We start from the raw sequence: 16,648 nt of genomic DNA on the forward strand, positions 1-16,648 counted from the left end.
CGCGAGCGCGCGCGACGTCGATGCGTCCTCGATCGACGGTACCGAAGTGCCGAAGTTAGGGCGTCACCGCCCAAGGCGACTCGCACGGACCGGTCGGCGACCCGTTGAGGATCGGACGGAGGATCGGCGCCAACGCCTTCCCGACCTCCAGCACGGCCTCGCCCGTCGGGCCGTCGGCGTTCCCCAGCAGCACCAGGACCGCCCCCGTCTGCGGGTAGTACGCGAGGTTCGTGCCGTACCCCGGCTCGGCGCCGGCATGGGAGACGCTGAGGACGCAGCCGGTGGCCTCGTCGAACTCGACGCCGGCGCCGAGGCCGTAGCTCGCCCCGCTCCGGCCGAAGTTCGGCGCGAGGTCGGACCACCGCTGGGCCTGCAGCTCGGGCGTCACCCCCGCGCCCTCGCCGAGGGCCTCGCCCCACGCGTGCAGGTCGTCGAGCGTCGACACCATGCCGCCACCGGCCCAGCTCTGGCCGTTCGACCAGTCGACGGTGTCGACGGGCGATCCGAGCGCCGGGCAGAAGACGGAGTACCCGTGGGTGAGCGGCGCCGTGACCTGGCCGTCGGGCGCGAACCGGCTGCGGTCCATGCCGAACGGCTCGGTGATGCGGTCGTGGATGAGCGTGGCGAGGTCGGTGCCGGTCACCTGCTCGAGGATGCCGCCGAGCAGGTAGTAGTTCGTGTTGGAGTACTCGAATCCCTCGCCTGGCGCGAAGTCGGCTCGCGGCGTCGCCGCGCCGATCGCGATGAGCTCGTCGGGGGTCGGAATCCCATGCGGGTCGGCGCAGATGCGATCGACCTGCGCCCGCCCGGACTCGCCGATGCCGCTCGACTGGTTCAGCAGCATCCGCACCGTGATGCTCGACGCCTCGGGGAAGTCGGGGTACCACCGGTCGAGCGTGTCGTCGAGGCCCACGTCGAACCCGGCCTCGCCGATCACCTGCATCATGACGGTACTGACAATGGTCTTGGTGATGCTGCCGATCTTCTGCTGGTGGTCGGGGCCGATCGGCTCCCCCGTGCCGACCTCGGCCTCCCCGCGGTCCGTCACCCACTCGCCCTCGCCGGGGATCCACACCCCGACGATGACGCCCGGCATCCCGGATGCCGCGAACCCCTCGTCGACCGCCGCTTCGAGTTCCGCGACCAGCTCGGGGTCGAGCGAGCCGGACTCCGCGGCGGGCGATTCGGTGGCGGACGGGGACGGCTGCGCGGCATCCGACACGGAGCCCTGCGACCCCGACCAGATCGTCACCGCGATGACGACGATCGCGACGACCGCGATGACGATTCCGGTCCACAGCAGCGCCCGGCGCCTCGGTCTCGCGCCGGGCGGCCGGCCTCCTTCGGAATCCCCGTCGGGCGGCGGAACGTCGCGCCCGGCGCCGTGGCCATCGGGTGCCGTCGGCTGGCTCATGGTGGATGCTACCGCGCCGCGATCGCGGTGCTGAAGGAACCTCATGGCCCCGGTCCGGGGGGTCAGGCGACGTCGCTCGAACCGCGTTCGAGCTCGAGCGGGCGTTCGCGTCCGGCGACCCGCGTGGTCGGCCAGCGCGGATCGATCGTGAGCACCTCGAAGCCGGACGCCCCGTGCAGCACGGTGTCCTCCACCTTCGCGCCCGGCGCGGTGGGGTTCCACGCGAACGCCTGGCCCGCGTGCACCACGTCGGCGATGCCCGGCACCGCACGGGGGTCGCGGCCGGAGTAGCCGGCGGCGCCGCCCTGATGGTGGCGCCGCCACTCCTCGGGGTCGAAGCCGTTGGCCGCGTAGGCGGCGGTGCCGGACGCGAACACGTCGCCGAGCGTGGCGCCCGGCACGGTGGCGTCGAGGAACGCCGACTCGACCTCGAGGATGCGGCGCGCGGCATCCGCCTCGCCCGGATCGACCGGCCCGAACCGCACCCAGCGCGTCGCGTTCGCGATGAGCCCGTGCCGGCGTCCGCAGACGACGAGCATGGCCCGGTCGCCGAGCGCCGCGTCGGTGGGCAGCGGATGCCGGTGGGCGAGCCGTGACCGTCCGGCGACGAGCGTCACGAGGGGGTCGATGCCGCGTGCCACGAGGTCGCCCGCGAGCCGTGACGCCACGGCGCGCTCGGGGTCGGGCGGGACCGCGGCGAGCGCGGCATCCGTCAGCACCTCGGCCACCTCGCGGCCGAGCGCGCGGTACCGGGCGAGCTCGGCCGGCAGCAGGCACGCCCGCGCGGCCCGCAGCTCGGCGGCGACGTCGGCCTCCTCGAGGTCGGCGATGCCGGCGGGCACGAGCGGCTCGTGCCAGGGCACCCGAGTGACGTCGAGGTCGCCGGCGTCGCCGAGCTCCTCGTCGAGCATCCGGTCGGCCTCGTTGTCGAACACGCGCAGCTCGACACCGTCGCGCGTCACGACCCCCGCGACGACCGCATCGCCCGCGAGCGAGACGTGCGTGCGCGCGCCGTCGAGCACCCAGGCGAGGGCCGTGTGCGAGCGCAGCACGAGCGAGTCGGCGCCGCGTCGGTCGAGCAGCTCGACGAGGCGCGCGTGCTTCGCCGCGCGATCGGCGACCGATGGGGGCATCACGGCGGATGCCGCGTCGGAGACCGCGTCGGAGGCGGCGACCGATGCCGCGACGCCCGTCACCCGACGGGACCCGTGCTCTCGCGCGCCTCGAGCCGCGGCCGGTACAGCACCGAGTGCTCGATCGGCCCGCCCGCGATGAGGGTGCGCAGGCGCGCCCACACCTGGGCGCCGATCTCGCCGCGCGGCACCGACATGCTCGTGAGGCTCGGGGTGGCGAACCCCGCCATCGGCACGTCGTCGAAGCCGGCGATCGAGAGGTCGCCCGGCACGTCGACGCCGAGTTGCCGGAGCCGCGTCATGAGGCCGAGGGCGACGAGGTCGTTGAACGCGATGACCGCCGTCGCGCCGTCGTCGCGCGCGCCGAGCACGGCCTCGGCGAGCGCGTAGCCGTCCTCGAGCCGGGAGCCACCGGGCACGACGTCGATGCGGAGGTCGGGATGCACCTGCTCCGCCTCCTCCACGCCGCGCAGGCGCTCGGCGTTCGAGGCGCTCGTGGCCGGACCGCTCACGTACGCGAGGTGGCGGTGGCCGAGCCCGAGCAGGTGCTCGACGAGGTCGCGGATGCCGCGCACGTAGTCCACGCCGATGATCGGCACGTCGGCGTCGGGCAGCGGGCGGTTCACGACCACGACGGGCGCGACCTGCTCGACGAGCCGGCGGAGCCGCTGCTCGGGCATGCGGGGCGCGCAGAGCACGATCGCGTCGCATCGGTGCCGCGCCTCGATGGCGGTCGCCTCCTCGTCGTCGACCCGCTCGGCGGTGTCGGCGACGAGCACGCGGTAGCCGTCGGATGCCGCGGCGAGGCTCAGGCCCTTGAGGATGCCCTGGAACAGCGGGTTCTCGAGGTCGGGCACGACCATCGCGATCGTGTCGTTGCGTCCGTGGACGAGGCTCCGCGCGGCGACGCTGGGCGAGTAGCCGAGCGTCGCGATGGACGCCTGCACGCGCTGCACGATGGCTGGGTCGACGGTCTGCTTGCCGTTCAGCACGCGGGACACCGAGGCCTGCGACACGCCCGCGTGCGCCGCGACGTCGGCGATCGTCGTGGCGCGACTCCGCTCGCCCATGGCCCTCCTCTCCTGCCGCGCCCCCTCGTCGGCGGCAACGCCGGTCGGACGCCGGGGCGCACCGTACGCCGCCTTCCGGGAAACCGGTTCCTCAGTGTACCCGCGAAGTTGCCCGGGACCGCCGAAGTCACCTAGGCTCTCCTCGAGAAAGCGGTTTCTCGAACACGCATTGGAGGGCGCATGCTCGTCGTCGTCACCGGCTCGTCGGGCCGGCTCGGACGGAGCCTGAGCGCCGGGCTCGCGGCATCCGGGCACTCGGTCGTCGGCGTCGATCGCGCGCCGGCCGGACTCGACGGCGTGGACGAGCGCGTGCTCGACCTGCGCGACGAGCACGCGACGGGCGAGCTCGTCGACGCGCTCCGGCCCGACGCGGTCGTGCACCTCGCGGGCATCGCGGTGCCGTTCAGCGCGCCCGAGCGCGAGATCCTCGTCACGAACACGACCCTCGTGCACACGGTCTTCGCCGCCGCCGCCCGGGCCGGCGTGCGACGCGTGCTCGCCGCGTCGAGCCCCACGGTCGTCGGCTACAGCGCGCCGACGTGGCGGGCCACCGCCGTGCCCATCGACGAGACCCATCCGACGCAGCCCGCGAACGCCTACGCGCTGTCGAAGGCCGTGATCGAGGAGGCCGTGCGCATGTTCGCGCGCACGTCGTCGGGCGCCTACGGGTTCTTCCGGCCGTGCTACGTGATCTCGCCCGCGGAGTGGCGCGGCGCGCCCACCCAGCAGGGCCACACGATCGCCGAACGCCTCGCCGACCCGTCGCTCGCGGCCGTCAGCCTCTTCAACTACCTCGACGCCCGCGACGCCGCGGCGTTCGTCGACGCGTGGCTCGCCGCGCCCGCCGACGTCGTCGACGGCGAGGGGTTCTTCGTCGGCGCCGCCGACGCGCTCGCCGCCCGGCCGGTCGCCGAGCTGTGGCGCGAGTTCGCCCCTGCGCTCGGCGTCGGCGCCGACGCGCTCATGGGAACGCGGCCCGTCTTCTCCGTCGACAAGGCCGCCGAGCGGCTGGGCTGGCGCCCCGAACGCGACTGGCGCAGCGAGCTCACGGCGGCCGCGGCCGCCACCACCCCCACCGAATCGAGGGCATCATGACCACACCCGCACCCGCCTTCGACGGGGTGCTGTTCTTCCCCGTGACGCCGTTCGACGCATCGGGCGCCGTCGACCTCGACGTGCTGGCCGACCACGTCGACTCGCGGCTCCGGTGGGGACCCGGCGGCGTCTTCCCCGCGTGCGGCACCGGCGAGTTCCACGCCCTCGCGGGGCGCGAGGCGATCGACGTCGTGCGCGCCACGGTCGACGTGGTCGGCGGTCGAGTGCCGGTGATCGCGGGAGCCGGCGGACCGCTGGGCCACGCGATCGAGCTCGCACGCGGTGCGGCCGAGGCCGGCGCCGACGGGCTGCTCCTGCTGCCGCCGTACCTCGTCGCGGGCACCACCGACGGACTCGTGGCCTGGGTCGAGGCGGTCGCCGCGGCATCCGACCTGCCCGTCATCGTGTACCACCGCGGCACCGCGCGCTACACCGCCGACGCCATCACGCGCTTGGCCGCGAACCCGAAGGTCGTCGGCTTCAAGGACGGCACGGGCGACATCGGCCTCGCGCAGGAGATCGTGCTCGCCGCCGAGGCGACCGGACGCGACCTGCAGTTCTTCAACGGCCTGCTCACGGCCGAGCTCAGCCAGGGCGCGTACCGGGGCATCGGCATCCCGCTGTACTCGTCGGCCGCGTTCGCGATGATCCCCGAGGTCGCCGCCCTGCACCATCGCGCCTACACCGAGGGCGACGAGGCCACGCGGATGACGCTGCTGCGCGAGTTCTACACGCCCCTCGTGCGGCTCCGCGACGAGGCCCCGGGCTTCGGCGTCTCGCTCATCAAGGCGGGCCTGCGGCTGCGCGGACTCGATGTCGGATCGGTGCGCCCGCCGCTCGTCGACCCCACGCCCGACCAGGAGGCGCGCCTCGGCGCCGTCCTCGACGCCGGGCTCGCCCTCGCCGAGCGCCTCGGCACCGCGGCGACGGCGCCGCGGTGACCGAGGTCATCCGGAGCCTGCGCACGCGCGCGATCCGCGTGCCGCTCACGCGGCCGTGGGGACCCGACGTGCGCGACCTCTCGCTCGTCGAGGTCGTCGTGGAGGACTCCGCGGGAGATGTCGGTTCCGGCTTCTCGTGGACCCCGTCGATCGGCGCCGCCGCGGTGCAGGCGCACCTCGACCACGACATCGCGGCGTACGCGGTCGGACGCGACGCCGACGCCGAGTCGCTGTGGCATCCGCTCTGGGCGCACCTGCACGAGGGCGGCGGAGGAGGCATCACGACCATCGCGATGGCCGGACTCGACCTCGCGCTCTGGGACCTCGCCGCACGTCGCGCCGGCGTCGGCATCACCGACCACCTCGGCCGCCGGCACGAGACCGCCGAGGTCTACGGCAGCGGCGTCAACCTGCACTACCCGCTCGACGAGCTCGCTGCGCAGGCCGAGCGCTGGGTCGCCTCCGGCTTCGACGCCGTCAAGGTGAAGGTCGGCAGCCCCGGCCTCGCGCGCGACCTCGAGCGGATCGCGGCCGTGCGCGACGTCATCGGCCCCGAGCGCCGGCTCATGGTCGACGCGAACCAGCGCTGGACCCTCGAACAGGCCGAGCGCGCGATCGGCGAGCTCGCCGCGTTCGACCTCTCCTGGGTCGAGGAGCCGCTGCGCGCCGACGACCTCGCCGCGCACGTCGCGCTGCGCGAGCGCATCGAGGTGCCCATCGCCCTCGGCGAGAACCTGCACACCCGCTACCGGTTCGCCGAGTTCATCGACGCGGGCGCCGTCTCGATCGTGCAGCCGAACATCGTGCGCGTCGGCGGCATCACGCCCTTCCGCGAGATCGCGACACTCGTTGACGACCGCGGCGTCGAGCTCGCGCCGCACCTGCTGCTCGAGCTCTCGGCGCAGCTCGCCCTGACGCTGCCCGGCGACCACCTCGTCGAGTCCGTCGAGGACGCCTCCTTCGAGGCGCTCGGCGCGCTCGCGTCGCCCTCCCCCGTCGCCGTGACGGGCGCCGAGGTGCGCACGACGGGGCAGCCCGGGCTCGGCATCCGATTCAATTGACATGCACGGATGCCGCGGCATCCGTTGACTCTGGAGGAACCATGACCAGCACCGCGACCACCACCACCACCGCGGCATCCGCCTCGACCGACCGCGTCGACGGGCTCGACGACGTCGCCGCGGGCGCACGCGCCGCCTTCGCGACCACCGTCGCCTCGACCGCCGCCGACCGCGCGACCTGGCTCACCGCCGTCGCCGACGCGCTCGACGCCGCGGCCGACGAGCTCGTCCCTCTGGCCGACGAGGAGTCGCACCTCGGCACGGCGCGGCTGACGGGCGAGCTCGCGCGCACGACCGCCCAGCTGCGCCTGTTCGCGACGGCGATCGTCGAGGGGTCCTACCTCGAGGCGACGATCGACCACCCCGACCCGACGACCACGCCGCCGCGGCCCGACCTGCGCCGCATCCTGCGCCCGCTCGGCCCGGTCGCCGTGTTCAGCGCCTCCAACTTCCCGTTCGCGTTCTCGGTCGCGGGCGGCGACACCGCGTCGGCACTCGCCGCCGGATGCCCCGTCATCGTGAAGGGCCACTCCGCCCACCCGCGGCTGTCCCGGCGCACCGCCGAGGTCGTGGCGGGCGCGCTCGCGGCGGCGGGCGCCCCCGACGGGATCTTCGGACACGTCGAGGGACGCGAGACGGGCGTCGCGCTCGTGCGACACCCCGAGATCCGCGCGGTCGGCTTCACCGGCTCGCTGCACGGCGGACGGGCGCTCTTCGACCTCGCGTCGTCGCGTCCCGACCCGATCCCGTTCTACGGCGAGCTCAGCGCGGTGAACCCGGTGCTCATCACCGCGTCGGCGCTCGACGCGCGCGCCGACGAGCTCGCCGCCGGCCTCGCCGCGTCGTTCACGCTCGGCGCCGGCCAGTTCTGCACGAACCCGGGCGTCGTGTTCGCGCCCGCCGGGTCGGACTTCGCCGCTCGGGTCGCTTCGGCGGTGGGCGCCGCGGCATCCGTGCCCATGCTCACCGACGGCATCGCCGCCGCCTTCGCGAGCGGACTCGAGGCACTCGCGGCCCGCGACGACGTGTCGGTGGTGGCGGGCGACGTCGCGCAGCAGCCCGGCACCGCATCGGCGGTCGTGCTCTCGACGACGGCGTCGGCCGTGCGCGCCGACCCCGGCGCCCTGCTGGCGGAGTGCTTCGGTCCGTCGACCCTCGTGGTCGAGTACGACGACGTCGACGACGCGCTCGCGGCGATCCGAGCGGTGGGCGGCAGCCTCACGGCGACCGTGCACGCCGAGCCCGGCGAGGACCTCACCGGCATCCTGGCGGTGCTCACCGAGGTGGCCGGACGCGTGCTCTTCGCCGGATGGCCCACGGGCGTCGCGGTCAGCTGGGCGCAGCAGCACGGCGGTCCGTGGCCGTCGACCACGTCGATCCACACGTCGGTCGGGGTCACCGCGCTGCGCCGCTTCCTGCGACCGGTCGCCTACCAGGACGCACCCGAGTCGGCGCTGCCGCTCGAGCTCCGCGATGAGAACGCGCTCGGCATCCCGCGCCGCGTCGACGGCGTGCTCGTCGTGCCGACGGCCGACCGTCACCCGTCATGACGGACGACGCCGTCACCACCCACGACGCGTTCCACCCGGGTCGCGTGTGGCTGGACACGAACGGGGAACGCATCCACGCGCACGGCGGATCGATCTTCGACGAGGCCGGCGTCTACTACTGGTACGGCGAGAACAAGGAGTTCACGCGCCCCGGGAACGGCATCCGGACCTGGGGCGTGCGCTGCTACCGCTCGACGGACCTCTACAACTGGGAGGACCTCGGGTTGATCATCCCGCCCGACGAGGACGACCCGACCTCCCCGCTGCACCCCGCCCGGCAGCTCGATCGTCCGCACATCGCCTTCAACGCCGCCACCGGCACGTACGTGTGCTGGATCAAGGTGATGGGCGGTGACGTGCAGCTCTCGACGGTGCTCGTGGCCGACTCCTTCCTCGGCCCGTACCGCATCGTGCACCGCGACTTCCGGCCGCTCGGCATGAACGCGGGCGACTTCGACCTGGTCGTGCACCCGACCGACGGCAAGGGCTACTACGTGTTCGAGCGCGTGCACAGCGAGCTCGTCTGGGCGGACCTCACCGACGACTACACCGACGTGACCGGGTACTACACGACGCACTTCCCGCTGCGCCAGCCGCCGTTCGTTCGCGAAGCGCCGGCGTACTTCTCACGCGGAGGACGCCACTACCTCGTCACGTCGGGCACCACGTCGTACTTCCCCAATCCGTCCGAGGTTGCCGTTGCCGACACCTACCACGGACCCTGGACCACACTCGGCGACGTGCACCCCGACGACGCGTCGCGCACGTCCTTCCGCACGCAGGTCAGCTCGGTCTTCCGGCACCCGGCGAAGCGCGACCTCTACATCGCGCTCGGCGACCGCTGGGTCCCCGGCCTGGCGGCCGACGCGTCGAACTTCGAGCGCGAGTTCGAGCGGATGTTCGACCCGGACGATCCGGAGCGCGACCTCGTGCTTCCGACCGTCGACACCTCCGTCGCCGACTACGCCTGGCTGCCGATCCGGTTCGACACGGGCGTCCCACGCATCGACTGGCGCGACGAATGGCGGCTCGACGAGTTCGAGGATGTCCACCCCTCGTGAGCGCGATCGCCTACCTGACCGCGGCGACGCCGCCGCGCCTCGCCGTGGGCGGCATCACCGTCGCGATCCCCGTGCTCGCCGTCGAGCAGCTCGGCGACGTCGCACTCGGCGGACTCCTCGCCGCCGCCGCCCTCGGGCCGAGCATCGTGGCCGCCCCGGTCGTCGGAGCGGTGCTCGACCGGACCCGGCGGCCGGGCGCGTTCGTCGCGGGCGCCGGCCTGCTCATGGCCGCGGCCTTCACGATCTCGGCCTTCCTCGGGCCGGTGCCGGCCTGGGTGGTCGCCGTCGCCCTCGCGATCTCGGGACTCGCCACGCCCTTCGTGTTCGGCGGACTGTCGAGCTTCGTCACCGAGGGCATCCCGAACGAGCGCCGCGCGTACGCGATGGACGCGCTCGCCTACAACCTCGGCGCCGTCGCGGGCCCGGCCGCCGTCGCCGCGGCATCCGCGCTCGGGAACGCCCGCATCGCGACGCTCGTCATGGCCGCCGCCGCACTCCTCGGCGCGGTCGGGACGATCCCGCTCCGCCTCCGCCCGCTGGCGGGCGAGCCGCACGCGTCGATGCTCCGCACCATCGCAGCCGGGTTCCGCCACATCGCGACGCACCGGCCGCTTGCGCTCATCACCGCGAGCGGCACGGTGAGCCAGTTCGGCGCCGGCGGCCTCGCGATCGCGGCCGTCGCACTCGCGATCGGCAGCACCGGGGATGCCGCGGGCGGCGCGGTCATCGTCACCGCCTTCGCCGTCGGCGGGCTGCTCGGCGCCCTCTGGAACTCCGCGCACCCGAGCCGCCTCCGCCCCGAGCTCGAGATGGGACTCGGTTTCGCGGCGACCGGCGTGTTCACCGTCGTCGCCGCACTCGACCTCGGCCAGCTCTGGGCGGTGCTCGCGATCGGCGTGTCTGGGCTGTTCACGGCGCCGGCCGCCTCGGCCATGCTGCTCATCCGCAAGCAGCAGAGCCCGCCGACGCTCCGCTCCCAGGTGTTCACGGTCGGCGCGGGCCTCCGTGCGGCGGCCGCGGCGGCGGGCGCGGCGGTCGCGGGACTCGCAGCGGGCGTCGGCGGGCCGGCACTCCTCGCCGCGATCGGCGTCGTGTGGATCCTCTCGGGCGCGATGCTCGTCGCCTACCCGAAGCACGCGCCGCCGATCGACGGCGCCTGACGGGCGACGGATGCCGCGGCATCCGCGCCCCTCGCTCGGTCAGTTGCTCGAGGCGAGCCAGAGGTCGGGGCCGAAGACCTCGTAGCGGATCCGCTGCGCCGGCACGCCCATCGCGATCGCCTCCGAGCGGATCTTCTGCATGAACGGGAGCGGGCCGCAGAGGTGCAGCGTGGCGTCCTCGGGGAGGGCCACGTCGGAGAGCCGCATGAAGCCCGCCTTCGCGGCCGCGGCGCCCTCGACGGGTGCGCCGGCGGGATCCTCGAGCCAGAGGTGCAGCTCGGCGTCGTCGATCCGCTCGACGTCGCCGAGCATCTGGCCGCTCAGCGCCCACGTGTCGACGCTGCGGTCGGCGTGCAGCACGAGCACCTCGCGGTCGGAGCCCGCGTCGGCGAGCGAACGCAGGATCGACGCGCTCGGCGTGCAGCCGATGCCGGCCGATGCCAGGACGAGCGGGCCGTCGCCGTCGTCGAGCGTGACGTCGCCGTACGGGTTCGAGAGCTCGACGACGTCGCCGACCTCGATGCGCTCGTGCATGATCGGCGAGACCTCGCCGCCGTCGTTGAGCTTCGTCGTGATGGTGCGGCGCTCGGTGGACTCCGCGTCGGCCGACAGCGTGTACTGGCGGGCCTGGAGCACACCGTCGGCGACCGGGATGCGGACGCTCACGTACTGGCCGGGCGCGCCCGGCGTCACGGGCGTCGCGTCCGCCGGCTCGAACACGAAGGTCATGGTCGTCGGGCTCGCGGGCGCCTTCTCGACGACCCGCCACGAGGCCCACATCACGTCGTTCGCCTGCCTCGCGTAGAGGCCCTTCTCGAGCTTGATGAGCGCGTCGGCCATGAGCCAGTAGACCTCGCTCCAGGCCGAGGCGACCTCGGGCGTCACGGCGTCGCCGAGGTCCTCGGCGATCGCCTCGAACAGGTAGCGGTAGACGATCGGGTACTGGTCCTCGGTGATGCCGAGCGAGGCGTGCTTGTGCGCGATCCGGCTGAGCACCGCCTCGGGCAGCGTGCCCGGGTGCTGCACCAGGTGCGTCGCGAAGGCCGCGATCGCGCCGGCCAGGGCCTTGCGCTGCTCGCCGTTGGCCTGGTTCGCCCGGCTGAAGGTCCCGTTCAGCAGCTCGGGGTGGGCCGCGAACATCTTCTGGTAGAAGATCGGCGTGATCTCGCCGATGCGCGCGCCGACGATCGGCAGGGTCGCTTCGATGACGGGGCGGGCGGTGTCCGAGAGCATGGGGCTCCTCAGTCTCGAGCGGGTGGATACCCGTTTTCTACGGTTGGTAGAAGTCAGTCTTCTACCGTGCGTAGAAATTCGCAAGCCGGCGAGCGACGGATGCCGCGGCATCCGCTCACCCGCCCCGCACGCCGCGCCCGCGGCATCCGCTCACCCGCCCCGCACGCCGCGCCCGCGGCATCCGCCCGCCCCCCGTGACATGCGCCCGCTCGCGGCGCGCACGGACCGCGAAGTGACGCGATCCGCCCGCTCAGCGTGCCTCGGAAGGGCAGATCGCGTCACCTCACGACGAATCGCGGATCGGGTCGGCCGCGGCACCCCGCCGACGCCGTCAGATGCCGAGCTCGAGGTCGGCGATGCGCACGGGCTCGCCCGTGGCGAGCGACAGGTTGCCCGCGATGCCGACCGACACCGCCTTGACGCCGTCGGCGTAGCCCGCGACGCGGCCGAGCGGCTGGTCGTCGGTCACCCGTCCGAAGACGTGCTGCAGCAGGTACGCGTCGCCGCCGCCGTGGCTGCCGATGCCCTCGGGGATCGGCACGACGCGCGCGCCCTCCCAGTGCCGCTGCACGACGAGGCGCTCGGAGTCGGGGCGCACCTCGTCCTCGGGCGAGTAGCCGGGGTGCATGCTCGGGTCGACGACGACGCGGCCGTCCTCGCCGACGAGCACGGCGCCGCGCTCGACGACCTCGAGCTCGGCGCGCCCCTCGGTGCCGTTGACCGTGACGCGGTAGCCCTCCCACGGTGCGTGGGCGTTGAGCGAGTAGCTCATGGTCGCGCCCGAGTCGTAGTCGACGAGGGCGGCGAGGTTGTCCTCGATCGTGATGCCCTCGTCGAACACGTCGCGGTCGCGCAGGTAGCCGTCGTGGTGCTCCTGGTCGAGGTAGAGCTCCTTGAGGTGCGGGTCGCCCGCGAGGTCCAGCGCGAAGGGGTCGCCCGTCGCGCCGGTGCCGCGTGCCGGGCGCGCGCCGAGACCGCGGGCGGCGGCGTTCTCGGCGCCGTAGAACCGCAGGCCGCCGCTCGCGAACACGCGCACGGGCGTCGCGGCGATCCACCAGTTCACGAGGTCGAAGTGGTGCGACGCCTTGTGGATGAACAGGCCGCCCGAGTTCGCCTTCTGCCGGTGCCAGCGACGGAAGTAGTCCGCACCGTGCACGGTGTCGAGCGCCCACTCGAAGTGCACCGACGTGACCGCCCCGATCTCGCCCTCGGCGATGACCCGTCGCAGCGTCGAGTTGCGCGGGCTGTAGCGGTAGTTGAAGGTCGTGATGACCTCGCGGCCGGTCTCGGCGATCGCCGCGCCGATGCGCCGCACGCTCTCGGCGTCGATCGTGAGCGGCTTCTCGACCACGACGTCGGCGCCGGCGTGCAGGGCACGCACCACGAAGTCGGCGTGTGTGAAGTCGGGGGTCGTGACGATGACGCGGTCGATGCGCTCGTCGCGGATCATCCGCTCGAGGTCGTCGGGCGCGTAGCGAGCCGGTGCCGGATGCCCCGCCGCCACGACGTCGCGCTCGTGCACGTCGAGACGCCCGGGATTCACGTCGCTCCAGGCGACCAGCTCGGCGACCTCGGGCACGCGTTCGGCGCCGAGCTGGGTGCCGCTCAGCGCGCGCACGTACATGCCCGCGCGGCTTCCCGTGCCGATGAGTCCGTACCGTTCCTGCGCCATCGCGTGCTCCACTCGGGGTCATCGTACGAGAAAGCGCTTCCTCGGTCACGCCCGCGCACTGGCGGATCAGGAGGGAATCAGGCGGGAAAGCGCTATCTCGGATCCAGGACATTTCTACCAGCACGACGGCGCGTGTCCAAACCTCGGCGTCACGGAGCCGCTCGCGCGGTAGCATCGAGGCGCCCCGAGGGGGCGGGCACATGCGGGAGGACGGATGACCGAGGGCGGCACCGGAACCGGGCGGAGCGCACCGGCGACGCTGCACGACGTCGCGCGCGAGGCGGGCGTCTCGCGCGCGACCGCGTCGCGCTCGCTGAACGGCAGCACGCGCAAGGTCAACGAGGAGTACCGCAAGCGCGTGCTCGAGGCCGCCGCCCGGCTCGACTACTCCCCCAACCTCTCGGCGCAGGCCGTCGCCCGCGGCACGACCACGACGGTCGCGCTGCTCGTGGCCGACATCGCCGACCCGTACTTCTCGTCGATCGCCGCCGGCGTGGTCGCCGAGGCCGACCGCGAGCGGCTCATCGTCACGATGGCGGCGACCGAGCGCGACCCCGAGCGCGAGCTGGAGCTCGTGCGCACCCTGCGCGGACAGCGTCCCCGGGTCATGATCCTCGCGGGTTCGCGACCGACGACCGACCCGACCGAGGGCGCCCTGGGCGAGGAGCTCCGCGCCTACGAGCGCTCGGGCGGCCTCGTCGTGCTGATCAGCCGCAACGAGCTCGACCTCCGCACGGTGCTCGTCGACAACCTCGCCGGCGCCGAGGCGCTCGCCCGCGCCCTCGTCGGCATCGGCTACCGCCGCTTCGCCGTCATCACCGGCGGCGAGGGACTGCGCACCGCGGCCGACCGCGTCGAGGGCTTCCGCGCCGGGCTCGCCGCCACCGGCGGCACGCTCGAGGACGACGACGTCATCCGCGACGCGTTCACCCGTGATGGCGGTTACGACGGCATGCGCCGCCTGCTCGAACGCGGCCTCGGCGACGTCGAGTGCGTGTTCGCCGCCAACGACGTCATGGCCGTCGGCGCCCTGTCGGCCATCCGCGACGCGGGCCTCGTTCCCGGCGCGGATGTCGCGGTCGCCGGCTTCGACGACATCCCCACGGTGCGCGATGTGACGCCCGCCCTGACCACCGTGCGGGTCCCCCTCGAGGAGATCGGACGCCGCGCCCTCCGCCTCGCGCTCGGCGACGCGGCCGCCCGGGCCGAGGGCGCCGTTCGCACCGAGGTCGTCATCCGCGAGTCCACGCCGCCGCGCAAGTAGCCCGCCGCGCCCGCCACGGCACGGCGGTGCACGGATGCCGCGCGCCCGCGGCATCCGCTCGCCCTGCGCCCGGCACGCCCGACGCAAGCCGACGACGCCCGCCGCATCGGCTCCGATCGAATGCAGGAACTTACAGACGACACGCCGCGGGCGCGTGGCATCCGGACGCGGCGCGTCTTCGGAAGTTCCTGCACACCCGGATGTTCACCGCGGCATCCGCCGGACCCCTCTCGCCCCGCGACCGGGTGGCGGGCCGCCCGGCCCGCGGCACCCGCTCCGACCGGATGCAGGAACTTCCCACGGACACGCCGCGCGCCCGCGTCATCCGCTCGGGGTGTCGCCCGGTTCTTCCTGCAGACGCGCCGAGCGAGCGCGTCTGTCCACGGATGCCGCGCGCCCGCGTCATCCGCTCGATGGCGAAGCCCGAGTCGCAGGACGATTCGACCGACGCGCCGGCGGCGGGCCGGCGAGCCACGCGATTCGTCCTTCGATTCGGGAGTGTGCACATTCCCGCCACGGCAGACGACCGCATCCGGTCGGCATCGCGTCGCCCTCCGCCGCCGTCGTGCCCACGACGCCCGCCTCGCGACACCGCGTGACGACACCCCCGCGACCTGGGTGTTGCGCGATCGCGCGATCGTGTCCTACACTCGGGTAAACGCTTTCCCGCAGCGGTGCGGCGGCCTCCGCCACCCGCTCCCGGACCGAACAGGAATCACCGTGGCAGAGCAGACCACCCAGCAGGCCAGCCCGCAGGCCCAGTCCATCGGCATCATCATGAACGGCGTCTCCGGGCGCATGGGATACCGGCAGCACCTCGTGCGGTCGATCCTGGCGATCCGCGAGCAGGGCGGGGTCGAGCTCTCCGACGGCACGCGCGTGCAGGTGGAGCCCATCCTCGTCGGCCGCTCCGAGCAGAAGCTCGCCGAGCTCGCCGAGAAGCACGGCATCGAGCACTGGACGACGAACCTCGACGAGGCGCTCGCCGACGACCGCTGGCAGATCTACGCCGACTTCCTCGTGACGAAGGCCCGCGCCGCCGCGCTCCGCAAGGCCATCGCCGCCGGCAAGGCGATCTACACCGAGAAGCCGACCGCCGAGAGCTTCGAGGAGGCGCTCGAGCTCGCGAAGCTCGCCACGGCCGCCGGCATCAAGAACGGCGTCGTGCACGACAAGCTCTACCTCCCCGGCCTCCAGAAGCTGAAGCGCCTCATCGACTCGGGCTTCTTCGGCCGCATCCTCAGCGTCCGCGGCGAGTTCGGCTACTGGGTCTTCGAGGGCGACTGGCAGCCCGCGCAGCGCCCGAGCTGGAACTACCGCGCCGAGGACGGCGGCGGCATCATCGTCGACATGTTCCCGCACTGGAACTACGTGCTCGAGAACCTCTTCGGCCGTGTCGAGTCGGTCTACGCGAAGGCCGTCACCGAGATCCCCGAGCGCGTCGACGAGAAGGGTGACACCTACCCGGCCACCGCCGACGACGCCGCGTACGCGATCTTCGAGCTCGAGGGCGGCGTGATCGCCCAGCTCAACTCCAGCTGGACCACGCGCGTCAACCGCGACGAGCTCGTCGAGTTCCAGGTCGACGGCACGCTCGGCTCGGCCGTCGTGGGCCTGTTCGGCTGCAAGATCCAGCCGCGCAACGCCACCCCGAAGCCCGTGTGGAACCCCGACCTCGCCGACGCGCACGACTACGCCGCCGACTGGATCGAGTCCCCCGGCAACCGGGAGTTCGAGAACGGCTTCAAGACGCAGTGGGAGGAGTTCATCCGCCACGTCGTCGAGGACGCACCGAACCACTACGACTTCCTCGCCGGCGCCCGCGGCGTGCTCCTCGCCGAGGAGGGCCTGCGCTCCTCCGCCGAGGGCCGCCGCATCGCCATCCCCGAGGTCACGATCGAGACGACGGATGCCGCGACGGCGACGGATGCCGCGACCCCCGTCGAGGCGCAGGCGGCCGACGCCGCCCCCGAGCTGACCGGAGCCCGCTGACC

General features: G+C 73.5%; 13 protein-coding genes. 8 read left to right on the top strand and 5 right to left on the bottom strand.

The genetic code is table 11. The annotated features are described in order from the left end of the window. Positions 1 to 55: 55 nt before the first annotated feature. From FYC51_RS02975 to FYC51_RS02985, 3 genes are all read right to left on the bottom strand, one after another. On the bottom strand, positions 56 to 1,414 hold the full coding sequence (locus tag FYC51_RS02975) for a serine hydrolase domain-containing protein (protein ID WP_187432462.1): 1,359 nt from the start codon (positions 1,412 to 1,414) through the stop codon (positions 56 to 58). Between the two features lie 62 nt (positions 1,415 to 1,476). Then, positions 1,477 to 2,466, bottom strand: a complete 990-nt coding sequence (locus FYC51_RS02980; protein ID WP_148734089.1) for a M24 family metallopeptidase — start codon at positions 2,464 to 2,466, stop codon at positions 1,477 to 1,479. 140 nt (positions 2,467 to 2,606) lie between these two features. Continuing rightward, positions 2,607 to 3,617, bottom strand: coding sequence for a LacI family DNA-binding transcriptional regulator (locus tag FYC51_RS02985; protein ID WP_148732188.1), 1,011 nt, complete (start codon positions 3,615 to 3,617; stop codon positions 2,607 to 2,609). Between the two features lie 180 nt (positions 3,618 to 3,797). Here FYC51_RS02985 and FYC51_RS02990 point away from each other — a divergent pair, with 180 nt between their 5' ends. The 6 genes from FYC51_RS02990 to FYC51_RS03015 are packed head-to-tail and all read left to right on the top strand — an operon-like array spanning position 3,798 to position 10,485. Continuing rightward, complete coding sequence (locus tag FYC51_RS02990; RefSeq protein WP_148732189.1) at positions 3,798 to 4,712, top strand: NAD-dependent epimerase/dehydratase family protein; 915 nt, start codon at positions 3,798 to 3,800, stop codon at positions 4,710 to 4,712. Next, on the top strand, positions 4,709 to 5,653 hold the full coding sequence (locus FYC51_RS02995) for a 5-dehydro-4-deoxyglucarate dehydratase (RefSeq protein ID WP_148732190.1): 945 nt from the start codon (positions 4,709 to 4,711) through the stop codon (positions 5,651 to 5,653). The genes FYC51_RS02990 and FYC51_RS02995 overlap by 4 nt, the downstream gene beginning before the upstream one ends. Further along, positions 5,650 to 6,714, top strand: coding sequence for a mandelate racemase/muconate lactonizing enzyme family protein (locus FYC51_RS03000; RefSeq protein WP_148732191.1), 1,065 nt, complete (start codon positions 5,650 to 5,652; stop codon positions 6,712 to 6,714). Before FYC51_RS02995 ends, FYC51_RS03000 begins: the two co-directional genes overlap by 4 nt. 41 nt (positions 6,715 to 6,755) lie before the next feature. Then, positions 6,756 to 8,264 carry an aldehyde dehydrogenase (NADP(+)) gene (locus FYC51_RS03005; RefSeq protein ID WP_148732192.1) on the top strand — a complete coding sequence of 503 codons (1,509 nt, stop codon included), beginning with the start codon at positions 6,756 to 6,758 and terminating at the stop codon, positions 8,262 to 8,264. Next, positions 8,261 to 9,325 carry a family 43 glycosylhydrolase gene (locus FYC51_RS03010; RefSeq protein ID WP_148732193.1) on the top strand — a complete coding sequence of 355 codons (1,065 nt, stop codon included), beginning with the start codon at positions 8,261 to 8,263 and terminating at the stop codon, positions 9,323 to 9,325. The genes FYC51_RS03005 and FYC51_RS03010 overlap by 4 nt, the downstream gene beginning before the upstream one ends. Next, entirely contained in the window at positions 9,322 to 10,485 is a 1,164-nt protein-coding gene (locus tag FYC51_RS03015) for an MFS transporter (protein ID WP_187432463.1), read from the top strand. The genes FYC51_RS03010 and FYC51_RS03015 overlap by 4 nt, the downstream gene beginning before the upstream one ends. A gap of 39 nt (positions 10,486 to 10,524) precedes the next feature. Here FYC51_RS03015 and FYC51_RS03020 read toward each other — a convergent pair whose 3' ends face one another. Then, complete coding sequence (locus FYC51_RS03020; RefSeq protein ID WP_148732195.1) at positions 10,525 to 11,718, bottom strand: globin domain-containing protein; 1,194 nt, start codon at positions 11,716 to 11,718, stop codon at positions 10,525 to 10,527. A gap of 331 nt (positions 11,719 to 12,049) precedes the next feature. Further along, on the bottom strand, positions 12,050 to 13,390 hold the full coding sequence (locus FYC51_RS03025; RefSeq protein WP_148732196.1) for a Gfo/Idh/MocA family protein: 1,341 nt from the start codon (positions 13,388 to 13,390) through the stop codon (positions 12,050 to 12,052). A gap of 214 nt (positions 13,391 to 13,604) precedes the next feature. Between FYC51_RS03025 and FYC51_RS03030 the strand changes: the two genes are divergently transcribed. Next, positions 13,605 to 14,654, top strand: coding sequence for a LacI family DNA-binding transcriptional regulator (locus tag FYC51_RS03030; RefSeq protein WP_148732197.1), 1,050 nt, complete (start codon positions 13,605 to 13,607; stop codon positions 14,652 to 14,654). Positions 14,655 to 15,431: 777 nt separating this feature from the next. Beyond that, positions 15,432 to 16,646 carry a Gfo/Idh/MocA family protein gene (locus FYC51_RS03035; RefSeq protein WP_148734090.1) on the top strand — a complete coding sequence of 405 codons (1,215 nt, stop codon included), beginning with the start codon at positions 15,432 to 15,434 and terminating at the stop codon, positions 16,644 to 16,646. Positions 16,647 to 16,648: the final 2 nt, after the last annotated feature.

It is taken from the genome of Agromyces mariniharenae (assembly GCF_008122505.1).
Lineage (GTDB): Bacteria > Actinomycetota > Actinomycetes > Actinomycetales > Microbacteriaceae > Agromyces > Agromyces mariniharenae.

Excerpts from the sequence above, each read along its gene's own strand:
- FYC51_RS02975 (WP_187432462.1), bottom strand. The coding sequence starts at position 1,414 with ATGAGCCAGCCGACGGCACCCGATGGCCACGGCGCCGGGCGCGACGTT.
- FYC51_RS02985 (WP_148732188.1), bottom strand. The coding sequence starts at position 3,617 with ATGGGCGAGCGGAGTCGCGCCACGACGATCGCCGACGTCGCGGCGCAC.
- FYC51_RS02990 (WP_148732189.1), top strand. The coding sequence starts at position 3,798 with ATGCTCGTCGTCGTCACCGGCTCGTCGGGCCGGCTCGGACGGAGCCTG.
- FYC51_RS02995 (WP_148732190.1), top strand. The coding sequence starts at position 4,709 with ATGACCACACCCGCACCCGCCTTCGACGGGGTGCTGTTCTTCCCCGTG.
- FYC51_RS03005 (WP_148732192.1), top strand. The coding sequence starts at position 6,756 with ATGACCAGCACCGCGACCACCACCACCACCGCGGCATCCGCCTCGACC.
- FYC51_RS03010 (WP_148732193.1), top strand. The coding sequence starts at position 8,261 with ATGACGGACGACGCCGTCACCACCCACGACGCGTTCCACCCGGGTCGC.
- FYC51_RS03020 (WP_148732195.1), bottom strand. The coding sequence starts at position 11,718 with ATGCTCTCGGACACCGCCCGCCCCGTCATCGAAGCGACCCTGCCGATC.
- FYC51_RS03025 (WP_148732196.1), bottom strand. The coding sequence starts at position 13,390 with ATGGCGCAGGAACGGTACGGACTCATCGGCACGGGAAGCCGCGCGGGC.
- FYC51_RS03030 (WP_148732197.1), top strand. The coding sequence starts at position 13,605 with ATGACCGAGGGCGGCACCGGAACCGGGCGGAGCGCACCGGCGACGCTG.
- FYC51_RS03035 (WP_148734090.1), top strand. The coding sequence starts at position 15,432 with ATGAACGGCGTCTCCGGGCGCATGGGATACCGGCAGCACCTCGTGCGG.